The organism is Cellulosimicrobium cellulans, assembly GCF_001722485.1.
Lineage (GTDB): Bacteria > Actinomycetota > Actinomycetes > Actinomycetales > Cellulomonadaceae > Cellulosimicrobium > Cellulosimicrobium cellulans_A.
Genome location: NZ_LWGL01000113.1, coordinates 1 through 10,721, shown reverse-complemented (window position 1 = coordinate 10,721; position 10,721 = coordinate 1). Strand labels below are relative to the sequence as shown.

Below are 10,721 nucleotides of genomic sequence, written 5' to 3'. Positions count from 1 at the left end.
CGAGCGGCGCGAGATCGACCGCCTCCGCGGCCGCGGCTGACCGGGGCCGCCGACCGCGGGCGAGGCCGCCGGGACCCGGCCGACGCGGGGCGCCAGCGCTGCGTCCGCAGCCGAGTGCTGCGTCGGTGCGCGACTGCTGCGTGCCCGGACGCAGCGCTCGCACGTGGACGCATCTCTCGACGACGCCGTGGCTCACCACAGGCCGGGACGGGACACGTGCCGGGTCGCGGCGTCGCGGGGGAGCAGCCGCCGGACGCGTGTCGCGACCTGCTCCTCGTCGTGCAGGTCCGCGCGGGTCACGCGCAGGACGCGCCACCCCTCCTCCTCGATCGCCTCCTGGCGGCGCTTCTCCTCGAACAGCACTCGCGCGGGGTCACCGCCCGCGAGGTCGGAGTACTTGACGAACCCGTCGAACTCGACGAGCACCCGCCACTCCTCCCACCCCATGTCGGCGCGGAAGCGGCCCAGGCGTGTCACGACGGGGACCTGCGTGCGCGGCGCGGGTAGTCCGTGCCGGAGGATCGCGTAGCGGGTGATCGACTCGCCGGGGCTCTCCGCGCCGCCGTCGACGGCGTCGAGGACCGCCCGGGCGCGGACGACGCCGCGTCCCCGGGTGCTCGCGGCACGACGTCGTAGCTCCTCCGGATCGAGGCCCCGCCGGACGGCGCCGTCGGCGACGACGAGTCCTTCGCGCGCGGGGAGCGACCGCACGCAGTCGAGCACCGTGCGGGTGAGCGTCGTCGCCGGGAGCCCACCGACGCTGCCCGTCTCGTCCGGCGCGACGGCGGCGCGGTGACGCACGAGGTCCGTCCCCGCGCCACGGCCGGGGACGTTCCGCTGGACGACGTGCACCTGGCGCGGCAGCCGCCACAGCGGCAGGCCCCACAGCAGAGCCGCGCTCGGCCCGCAGAACCGGTGCACGCCCTCGAGCTGCCGGGAGACGGCCTCGATCCGGGCCAGCGCCGCGGCACGCGACTGCTGCGGCGTCGGACGTGCGGCGGCGGGCACCGTGCCGAGGAGGTCGGCGCCGCGCCGGACGCGGTGGGCCGTGCCGTCCGCGATGCCGGCGACCAGCACGGGACGAGGGACGTCCGCGGCCAGGACGAGACGCGAGTCCTCGGCGGGGAACGGTTCGGCACGGTCCATGCGGCGAGGGTCGCAGCGCGGTACGCGACCACGCCGGTGTGGTCGTGCGCCCTGTGGACGACGCTCACGTCTCGCCGCCTGTGGACGGTCGGCGGCCGGCGCTCAGGGCGAGCGATGCGTTATCGCTCGAGCGCTGCGTCCAGAGACGCAGCGTTCGACCGCGGACGCAGCGTTCGACCGCAGACGCAGCGTTCGAGCCGCGACGCAGCGCTCGAGCGCAGACCCAGCGGCCGGCGTCGCGAGGCGCGCGGGCGGCGTCGGTCAGCCCGCGGCGGGGCCGGCGTCCTCCTCGCGCAGCCGCGGCTCGGTGCGCAGGGCGGGGCGGACGCCGGACTTGTCGGCGTAGAACGCGCGGACGACGTCCATGTCGGCACGCACGTCACCGGTGAGCTCGACGGTCGGGCCGAGGCCGGTGGTCATCGTCGTGCGGTCGACGTACCCGAGCGTCACGGGCAGCCCGGCCTCGCGCGCGATGCGGTAGAAGCCCGACTTCCAGTACGTGCCGGCGCCGCGCGTGCCCTCGGGCGTCACGACGAGCGAGAACACCTCGCCCGCGCGGATGCGCCCGACGACGTCGGCGACGACCCGGCCGGGGTCGCGCCGGTCGACGGGGATCCCGCCGAGGGCGCGCATGACCGGCCCGGCGGGCCCGGCGAACAGCGTGTGCTTGCCGAGCCAGCGCACGCGGATGCCCGCGCTCCACGCGATGGCGAGCATGAGGACGAAGTCCCAGTTGGAGGTGTGGGGCGCACCGACGAGGAGCGTCGGGCGGCGCGTGTCGTACGGCTGGGAGCGGAGGGTCCAGCGGCTCGTCGCCCAGTAGGCGCGGGCGATGGCTCGGCGGATCACCAGGTCACGGTACCCGTGGTCGGCCCTGTCCACCGGCCTCGGTAGGTGCCGTCGACAACCGTGGGGGGCGTGGTTAGTCTCCCCACGGAGGCAGGACGCGTCCGGCCTCTCCTGCCGCTCAGCTCCCGACCCGTCGACGGAGACCGCATGGACCTGTTGCTCGCCGGCTCTCCCGCTCCGCTGCGCGCGTTCAACGCGCGGTCCGTGCTCGACGCCCTGTCCGGGGGCGGTCCGATGACCCGCGCCGACGTCGCGGCGGCCACGGGGCTGTCCCGGACCGCGGTCGCGCAGACCCTGCGGGCGCTGGCCGGGACGGGGGTCGTCGTGGAGGCCGAGCCGGAGCCGGAGCACCGCGGGAACGCCGCGGCCCGGTTCCGGGTGAGCGCCGACCACGGGTTCGGGCTGGGCGTCGACGTCGCCCGCGACCGCGTGCGCGTCGCGCTCGTCGACGTGACGGGGGCGGTGCGTGCCCGCGCCGAGCGCCGGGACGTGAAGGCGAACCCGACGGCGCGCGCCCGCGCCGCCGCCGAGCTCGCCCGGGCGTGCGTCGCCGACGTGGCCGCGCGGCTCGAGCCCGCGCCGACGATCGAGGTGACGCGCGCGGTCGCGGCCGTGCCGGTCATCGTCGGCTCCGACGGCGCGACGATCCGTCGCGTCCCCGGCTTCGAGAAGGGCGGCACCGCGCTGCACGACGCGCTCCAGGACGCGCTCGGCTGCCCGGTGCTCCTCGAGAACGACCTCAACCTCGCGGCGGTCGCCGAGCAGCACGACGGCGTGGCGAAGGACGTGGGCACGTTCGTGGTGCTCGGCCTGGGCGACGGCTTCGGGGCGGGCATCGTCGTCGACGGGCGTCTGCACCGGGGTGCGCGCGGCGGGGCGGGCGAGATCTCGTTCCTGCCGCACCCGGAGCGCCCGCTCGGCTCCGAGGTGCTCGGGGCGGGGTCGCTGACGGCCATCGCCAAGGAGTTCGGCATGCCCGACGACGTCTCCGTGCGCGAGGTGGTCGACCGCGCCGAGCGGGGGGACGTCGTCGCGGACGACGTGCTCGACGTCGTCGCCGAGCGCGTCGCCGTCGTCGCCGGGTCGATCGCGCTGGTGCTGGAGCCCGAGCTGTTCGTGCTCACGGACCAGGCGGCGCGAGCGCCCCTCGCGGACCGCGTCATCCGGTACCTGGCCGAGCGCATCGCGGTGCTCGGCCTGCGCGTGGTCCCGTCCACGATCGGCCCGGACGCGATCGTCCTGGGCGCGGCGCGCGCCGCGAGCGACGCGCTGCGCGAGCAGGTGCTCCGCACGGCGCTGACGGTCGACGTCGGACCTCCCGAGGACGCGGTGGACGAGGCGGCGTCGTGACGACGGACCTGGCCGCGCGGCTCGGCCTCGAGCCCGGCGCCCGGGCGATCATCCTCAACGCGGACGACTTCGGGATGTGCCGCGCGGCGAACCGCGCGATCGGCGACCTGCTGCTCGCCGGCCACGTCGACTCCGCGACCGTCATGGTGCCGTGCGCGTGGGCGCCGGACGCCCTGGCGTTCGCGGCCGAGAACCGCCAGCTCGACGTCGGCGTGCACCTCGTCCTCACGAGCGAGTGGACGCGCTACCGCTGGCGGCCGCTCACCGGGACCGGCACGTCGCTGGCCGACGACGCGGGCTACTTCCACCCGGACGTCGCCTCGGTCGAGCGCGAGGCGCGCGACGAGGACGTCGCGGCGGAGCTCGCCGCCCAGCTCGACGCGGCGCTCGCGGCCGGCGTCGACGTCACGCACCTGGACAACCACATGGGCTCGGTCTACGGGCTCGAGACGGGGCGGACGTTCCTGCCGCAGGTCCTCGAGCTCGCCGCGCGCCACGGTCTGCCGTTCCGCCTGCCCCGCTCGATCGAGGGCATGGGGCTCCCCGAGGGCCTGCAGGCCGTGCTCGACCAGGCCACGGCGGCGGCGGACGCGCTCGGCGTCGTCCTCCCGGACCGCCTGTGGACGCACCCGTTCGCCCTCGCGGGCGAGGGCACGCCCGACGAGGAGGACTACGCCGACGTGCGGGACGGCTTCCTCGAGCTCCTGCGGCGCGTGCCGCCGGGCGTCACGGAGCTCTACCTCCACCCCATGCTCGACGACGAGGAGCTGGGCGACGTCGTCGACCACTCGGCGGCCAAGCGCGGCTTCGAGCGGCGGCTGCTCGCCGACCCCGAGGTCGCGGACGTCATCGCCGCCGAGGGGCTCGTGCGCGTCGGCTGGCGCGACCTGCGCGCGGTCCAGCGCGACGAGCGGGTCGACGCGGCGGCCGTGCGGTGACCGCGCCGGGCGCGGGCGGGACGCGCGACGCGAGCAGCGCGAGCGGCAGATCCGGCGGCGCGAGCGGCGCGTGGCTCGCCCGCGTCCGGGACCGGCGTCTCGACGGTGCGCCGACCCGCGCGCAGACCGTCGCCTACGGGGCGTCCGCGTTCCCCGCGAACCTCCTCCTGCAGACGTTCTCCGCGTTCGTCGTGTACTTCTACGTCGACCACCTCGGCGTGCCCGCGGGCTGGGTCGCGGGCGCGATGGTCGCGCACGGCGTGCTCAACGCGCTGCTCAACCCGCTCGTCGGTGCGGCGTCCGACCGGCGCCGCACCCGCTGGGGCCGTCGTGTGCCGTGGATCGGGCTCGGGATCGTCCCGCTCGTCGTGGCGTTCGCGCTCGTGTGGGTGCCGCCGCCGCTCGGCCCGACGGGCCTCGTCGTGTGGTTCCTCGTCGTGGTCGCGGTGTACGACGTCGCGTACGTCGTCGTCGTGCTCAACGTCTCGGCGTTGTTCCCCGAGATCTTCCGCACGACGGCCGAGCGGGCCCGCGGCAACGCGCCCCGGCAGGTGTTCGGGCTCGTCGGGATGATCCTCGGCACGGCGGGCGCGCCGCTGCTGTACGGGACGGTCGGCTGGACGTGGATGGCCGTGGCGCTCGCGGTCGTCAGCCTCGGGTTCCTCGTGTGGTCGCTCGCCGGGATGGTCGAGCGACGGGTGGACGAGGCCGCGGTGCGCGAGCGCGAGGCGGGCGTGCGGCTCGTCGACCAGCTGCGGTACACGTTCGCGAACCGGGCGTTCGTCACCTACGTGCTGGGCTCGCTGCTGCTGCAGAGCACGACGGCGGTCGTGCTCGCCGCGGTGCCGTTCTACGTGCGCTACGCCCTGGGCGGGCAGGACGCCGACGCGACGCTCCTGCTCGCGCCGATCTTCGTCGCGGCGATCCCGTCGATCCTCGGCTGGTCGTGGGTGGTGCGGCGCGTCGGGCCGCGCACGGCGATGCTGTGGGTCGTCGCGGTGTACGGGCTCGCGACGTGCCTGTACCTCATCCCCTCGACGGTCCTCGGGGCCGCGGTGGCGGGGCTCGCCGTGGGCGTCGGCGTCGCGGGGCTCATGCAGGTGCTCGAGGTGGCGCTCGCCCAGGTCGTCGACGACGACGAGCGCCGGACGGGGCTGCGCCGCGAGGGCATGTACTTCGGCGCGAACGGCTTCGTCGTGCGCGGCTCGGTCATCGTGCAGGCGGTGCTCGTCGCCGCGGTGCTCGACGCGAGCGGCTACGTCGAGGGCGCCGCGACGCAGGCGCCGGAGGTGGCGACGGGGGTGCGGCTGCTCCTCGGGGGCACGCCGGTCGTGCTCGCCGCGCTCGCGTTCGTGTGCTTCTGGTCCTACCCGCTGCGGGGCCGCGGCGACGGGGACGGCGAGGTCCCCGTCGAGGAGGCCGTGGCCGACGCCGCCGCGTCGCCGACCGCGGGCGACCCGATGCCGCGGTAGAGCCCGGGCTCTACCGCGTGCGGGTGGCGAGCTCGTCGTCCGCGACGACGCACGGGTCGGTCCCGGCGTCGACGTCGCGCAGGTCGCACGCGACGCGGCGCATGAGCGTGCGGAACGTGCGGCGCTCCTCGGGCGAGAGCGCCTGCAGGAGCGAGTCCTCGGCGTCGTGCACCTGGCCGGCCAGCTCGGCGAGCCGACGGCGCCCGGCCGGCGTGGCGACGACGCGGCGGGCGCGCCGGTCCGCGGGGTTCTGCTGCCGCTCCACGAGCCCGGCCGCGACGAGGTCGTCCACGAGGTACGTCATGACCGTGCGGTCGATGCCGTGGTGCTCGGCGAGGGCGAGCTGCGTGGGCTGCTCGCCCTGCACGACCGTGACCAGCACCTGGTAGCCCCGCGTCCCGTGCGGCACGTCGACGAGGGCCTCCTCGACGGTCGCGCGGTAGGCGCGCAGCAGGACGCCGAGGTGCCAGCCGAGGTCCTCGTGGCGGCCCGGCGCCGGCACGTCGACGTCCGCCGTGCGGGGAGCCGTCGCGTCTCCGGTGGTCGTGGTGGTCATCCGCCCAGGATAGTCCCGGGAATGCTGTTGCTCCACCTATCTGTTACGGATATGTTCTGCTTGACAACACATCTTCCCGGATCGAGGACCCATGGACTACGGCCACGAGCTCCGCTTCGGCTCCTTCATCACGCCCTCCGCCGCCTCCCCGCGCGACGTCGTCGACCTCGCGGTCCTCTCCGAGCAGGCGGGGCTCGACCTCGTCACGTTCCAGGACCACCCCTACCAGCCCGCGTTCCTCGACACGTGGACGCTCCTGTCCTGGGTCGCCGCCCGGACCGAGCGCGTGCGTCTCGCCGGCAACGTGCTCAACCTGCCGCTGCGCCCGCCGGCGGTGCTCGCGCGGTCGGTCGCGAGCCTCGACCGCCTCTCGGGCGGGCGCGTCGAGCTCGGCCTCGGCGCGGGCGGGTTCTCGGACCCGATCGTCGCCATGGGCGGGGAGCGGCTCACGCCGGGCCAGAGCGTCGACGCGCTCGAGCAGGCCATCGAGGTGATCCGCGGCCTCTGGGACACGTCGACGCGCGACCGGCTCGTCGCGGGCGGCGCGCACCACCACGTCGACGGGGCCAAGCGCGGCCCGGCGCCCGTGCACGACGTCGAGATCTGGCTGGGCGCCCTGAAGCCCCGCATGCTGCGGCTCGTCGGGGCGAAGGCCGACGGGTGGCTGCCGTCCCTGCCCTACCTGCAGAGCCTCGAGGCGCTCGCGCGCGGCAACGCGACGATCGACGACGCGGCGCGTGCCGCGGGCCGCGAGCCCGGCGCGGTGCGGCGACTGCTCAACGTCGGCGGGCGGTTCGGCCCGCAGGGCGGCGGCCTCTTCCAGGGGCCGCCCCGGCAGTGGGCCGAGCAGGTCGCGGCCGTCACCCTCGAGCACGGCGTGTCCACGTACGTCGTCATGGCGGACGACGCCGCGACGCTCGCCGTCCTCGGCCAGGAGGTCGCACCGGCCGCGCGCGAGCTCGTCGCGGCGGAGCGCGCCCGGAGCGAGGTGCGCGCGTGAGCGACTACGGCCACCCCCTGCGCTTCGGCACGTTCGTCACCCCGCTCGCCGAGGACCCGGCCGCGACGGTCGCCCGCGCGCGTCTCGCCGAGGACCTGGGCCTCGACCTCGTGACGTTCCAGGACCACCCCTACCAGCCGCGCTTCCTCGACACCTGGACGCTGCTGTCGTACGTCGCTTCGGCCACCGAGCGGATCCACGTCGCGCCGAACGTGGTCAACGTGCCGATGCGCCCGCCCGCCGTGCTCGCGCGCGCCGCCGCGAGCCTCGACCTGCTCTCGGGCGGCCGTGTCGACCTCGCGCTCGGCGCCGGGGCGTTCTGGGACGCGATGGAGGGGATGGGCGCGCGCCGGCTGTCCGCCGGCGAGAGCGTCGACGCGCTCGAGGAGGCCCTCGCCGTCGTCCGCGCGCTGTGGGGCCAGGGCGACGCACCCGCCGGGGTGCGCGGCGGAGTCCGCGTGCCCGGGGCGCACCACCGTCTCGACGGCGCCGAGCCCGGCCCCGCGACCGCGCGCCGCATCCCCGTCTGGCTCGGGGCCCTCGGCCCGCGCATGCTCCGCCTGACGGGCACCGCCGCCGACGGCTGGCTCCCGTCGCTCGGCCGCGTCGGCCTCGACGGGCTGCGCGCCGGCAACGCCGCGATCGACGACGCGGCGACCGCGGCAGGCCGCGACCCGCGCGAGATCACGCGACTGCTCAACGTGTCGGGCACGTTCGCCGACGCGCCCACGGACCCCGACGGCGCTCGCGGCCCCGACCTCGCCGGTCCGCCCGAGGCGTGGGTCGAGCGGCTCCTGCCGCTGTACCGCGCGGCGCGCGACCACGGCGTCTTCCTCAACCTCGACATGGAGGAGTACCGCGACCTCGCGCTCACCACCGAGGTGTTCCGCGCGGTCCTGTCGCGCGACGAGTTCCGCGACCTCCAGGCGGGCATCGTCCTGCAGGCCTACCTCCCCGACGCCCTCGGCGCGCTCGACGACCTCACCGCGTTCGCCGCCGAGCGGGTCGCGGCCGGCGGGGCGCCCGTCAAGGTGCGGCTCGTCAAGGGTGCGAACCTCGCCATGGAGGCCGTCGAGGCCGAGCTGCACGGGTGGCCGCAGGCGCCCTACCCGACGAAGCCCGACGTCGACGCGAACTACGTGCGCCTCCTCGACCACGCGCTGCGCGCGCCCCGCACCGACGCGGTGCGGATCGGCGTCGCGAGCCACAACCTCTTCCACGTCGCGCTCGCCGTGCTGCTCGGGCGCGCCCGCGGCGTGAGCGCCGCCGTCGACGTCGAGATGCTCCAGGGCATGGCGCCGGGCGAGGCGCGCGCCGTGCGCGACGAGGTGGGTCGGCACGGCGGGCGCGTCGTGCTGTACACGCCCGTCGTGCGCGACGAGGACTTCGACGTCGCCATCTCCTACCTCGTGCGCCGGCTCGAGGAGAACGCCGCCGAGCAGAACTTCCTCCACGCGATGTTCGCCGGCGACGGGCGCACCGCGATGGAGCGCCAGGAGGACGCCTTCCGCGCCTCGGTGCGGCACGGGATCGAGTACGCCGCGGACGACGTGGCACCCCGGCGTCGGGCACGGGCAGACGTCGACGCACCGGTGGCTGCCGGACCCGGGGTCGCGCGGCAGTATCCCGCCGAGGTGACGCGCGAGCCGGGGTTCGCCAACGCCGCCGACACCGACCCGGCCGTCGCCGCGCACCGCGCGTGGGCCCGCCGCGTCACCGGCCCGGACAGCGGGTACGTGCCCGTCCGCACGCCCGAGCTCGCCTCGACCGTCGAGGTCGACGACGTCGTCGCGCGCGCCGGACGTGCCACCGCCGCCTGGGCGCAGGTCGTACCCGCCGCTCGCGGGCGGGTGCTGCGCGCCGTCGCGCGCCGGCTCGAGGAGGCCCGGACCGACCTCGTCGCCGCCATGGTGCACGAGCCCGGCAAGACCGTCGCCGAGGCCGACCCCGAGGTCAGCGAGGCCGTCGACTTCGCGCGCTACTACGCCGACCGCGCCGACGACCTCGAGCCCGGCACGGTGCCTGGCGCGCGGTTCGAGCCCGACGGCGTCACGCTCGTCACGCCGCCGTGGAACTTCCCCGTCGCGATCCCCGTCGGCGGGGTGCTCGCGGCGCTCGCGGCGGGCTCGGCGGTGATCGCGAAGCCCGCGCCCCCGACGCCGCGGTGCCTCGAGGTCGCGGTCGAGGCCGTCCACGCCGGGCTGCGCGACGCCGCCGAGGCCGACCCCGACGGCCTGCGCGCGTTCGCGGACGCCGGCGTGGAGGTCACCGACGTCGTGCAGTACGTGCGCGTGCCGGACGACGACCGCGGCCGGCACCTCGTCACGCACGACGGCGTGGCGCGCGTCGTGCTCACCGGCTCGATCGAGACCGCGCAGCTGTTCGCGCGCTGGCGCCCGGAGCGCCCGGTGCTCGCCGAGACGTCGGGCAAGAACGCGCTCGTCGTCACGCCGTCGGCGGACCTCGACCTCGCCGTGGCGGACGTCGTGCGCTCGGCGTTCGGGCACGCGGGCCAGAAGTGCTCCGCGGCCTCGCTCCTGATCCTCGTGGGCTCGGCGGGCGACCCGCGCACCGAGACCGGCCGGCGCGTGCGGCGCCAGCTCGTCGACGCGGTGCGCTCGCTCGCCGTCGGACCGGCGACGGACCTCTCGACCACGATGGGCCCGCTCACCGAGCCGGCGTCGGGCAAGCTGTTGCGCGCCCTGACGACGCTCGAGGAGGGCGAGTCGTGGCTCGTCGAGCCGCGCTGCCTCGACGGTGGCCCCGACGGGGCCGGGCGTCTGTGGACCCCCGGGCTCAAGGAGGGCGTGCGCCCGGGCTCGGCGTTCCACCTCACCGAGTACTTCGGGCCCGTGCTCGGGATCATGACCGCCGCGACGCTCGACGAGGCGGTCGCCCTGCAGAACGCCGTGCCGTTCGGGCTGACCGGAGGCATCCACAGCCTCGACGACGACGAGGTGCGGCGCTGGCTCGACGCCGTCGAGGTCGGCAACGCGTACGTCAACCGCCACATCACGGGTGCGGTCGTGCAGCGGCAGTCGTTCGGCGGCTGGAAGCAGTCGGCCGTCGGGCCCGGCGCCAAGGCGGGCGGGCCGAACTACGTGGCGCAGCTCGGGCGGTGGCGCGACGACGCCGCGGTGCCCGCGCGCGACGCGGCGCCGCAGGAGTGGCTCGCGTGGGCGAAGGCCGACGACGTGCGCTGGTGGGAGCAGGAGTTCTCGCGCGAGCACGACCCGTCCGGCCTGCACGCCGAGTCGAACGTGTTCCGGTACCGGCCGGTCGACGACGCCGAGGCCGGCGACCACGAGCAGCGCGCGGGTCGTCGCGGCGAGCAGGCTGCGGAACGTGTCGAGGCGGGCGTGCGCGACGTGCTCGGCGAGGCGCGGGAAGGTGCTCGTGGCGAGCGGGAA

General features: G+C 76.2%; 8 protein-coding genes. 5 read left to right on the top strand and 3 right to left on the bottom strand.

Translation table 11 applies throughout. The features are described 5' to 3' along the window. Window positions 1-192: 192 nt before the first annotated feature. Window positions 193-1,146 (bottom strand): hypothetical protein, encoded by a 954-nt coding sequence (locus JZ5iCDA_RS12310; RefSeq protein ID WP_069387441.1) that lies wholly within the window; start codon window positions 1,144-1,146, stop codon window positions 193-195. Between the two features lie 261 nt (window positions 1,147-1,407). Continuing rightward, complete coding sequence (locus tag JZ5iCDA_RS12305) at window positions 1,408-1,998, bottom strand: 1-acyl-sn-glycerol-3-phosphate acyltransferase (protein ID WP_253182074.1); 591 nt, start codon at window positions 1,996-1,998, stop codon at window positions 1,408-1,410. Between the two features lie 144 nt (window positions 1,999-2,142). On the opposite strand from JZ5iCDA_RS12305, the gene JZ5iCDA_RS12300 reads away from it, so the two are divergent. The 3 genes from JZ5iCDA_RS12300 to JZ5iCDA_RS12290 are packed head-to-tail and all read left to right on the top strand — an operon-like array spanning window position 2,143 to window position 5,755. Beyond that, window positions 2,143-3,345 carry an ROK family transcriptional regulator gene (locus tag JZ5iCDA_RS12300; protein ID WP_069387440.1) on the top strand — a complete coding sequence of 401 codons (1,203 nt, stop codon included), beginning with the start codon at window positions 2,143-2,145 and terminating at the stop codon, window positions 3,343-3,345. After that, the gene (locus JZ5iCDA_RS12295) at window positions 3,342-4,283 is read left to right on the top strand and encodes a polysaccharide deacetylase family protein (RefSeq protein WP_253182073.1); all 942 of its coding nucleotides are present in this window, start codon (window positions 3,342-3,344) and stop codon (window positions 4,281-4,283) included. The genes JZ5iCDA_RS12300 and JZ5iCDA_RS12295 overlap by 4 nt, the downstream gene beginning before the upstream one ends. Beyond that, window positions 4,280-5,755: an MFS transporter gene (locus JZ5iCDA_RS12290; RefSeq protein ID WP_069387439.1), complete on the top strand. Its 1,476-nt coding sequence runs from the start codon at window positions 4,280-4,282 to the stop codon at window positions 5,753-5,755. Before JZ5iCDA_RS12295 ends, JZ5iCDA_RS12290 begins: the two co-directional genes overlap by 4 nt. Before the next feature lie 10 nt (window positions 5,756-5,765). Here the strand turns inward: JZ5iCDA_RS12290 and JZ5iCDA_RS12285 are convergent, their stop codons facing one another. Next, on the bottom strand, window positions 5,766-6,311 hold the full coding sequence (locus JZ5iCDA_RS12285; RefSeq protein ID WP_083259969.1) for a MarR family winged helix-turn-helix transcriptional regulator: 546 nt from the start codon (window positions 6,309-6,311) through the stop codon (window positions 5,766-5,768). A gap of 91 nt (window positions 6,312-6,402) precedes the next feature. Here JZ5iCDA_RS12285 and JZ5iCDA_RS12280 point away from each other — a divergent pair, with 91 nt between their 5' ends. Together JZ5iCDA_RS12280 and JZ5iCDA_RS12275 are read left to right on the top strand one after the other, a co-directional pair. Further along, window positions 6,403-7,311, top strand: a complete 909-nt coding sequence (locus tag JZ5iCDA_RS12280; RefSeq protein ID WP_069387438.1) for an LLM class flavin-dependent oxidoreductase — start codon at window positions 6,403-6,405, stop codon at window positions 7,309-7,311. After that, window positions 7,308-10,721, top strand: a 3,414-nt coding sequence (locus tag JZ5iCDA_RS12275; protein ID WP_139123095.1) for a proline dehydrogenase family protein, incomplete at its 3' end; no start/stop codon positions are given. The genes JZ5iCDA_RS12280 and JZ5iCDA_RS12275, both read left to right, overlap by 4 nt.

Coding starts and splice junctions, on each gene's coding strand:
- JZ5iCDA_RS12300 (WP_069387440.1), top strand. CDS start 2,143: ATGGACCTGTTGCTCGCCGGCTCTCCCGCTCCGCTGCGCGCGTTCAAC.
- JZ5iCDA_RS12285 (WP_083259969.1), bottom strand. CDS start 6,311: ATGACCACCACGACCACCGGAGACGCGACGGCTCCCCGCACGGCGGAC.
- JZ5iCDA_RS12310 (WP_069387441.1), bottom strand. CDS start 1,146: ATGGACCGTGCCGAACCGTTCCCCGCCGAGGACTCGCGTCTCGTCCTG.
- JZ5iCDA_RS12280 (WP_069387438.1), top strand. CDS start 6,403: ATGGACTACGGCCACGAGCTCCGCTTCGGCTCCTTCATCACGCCCTCC.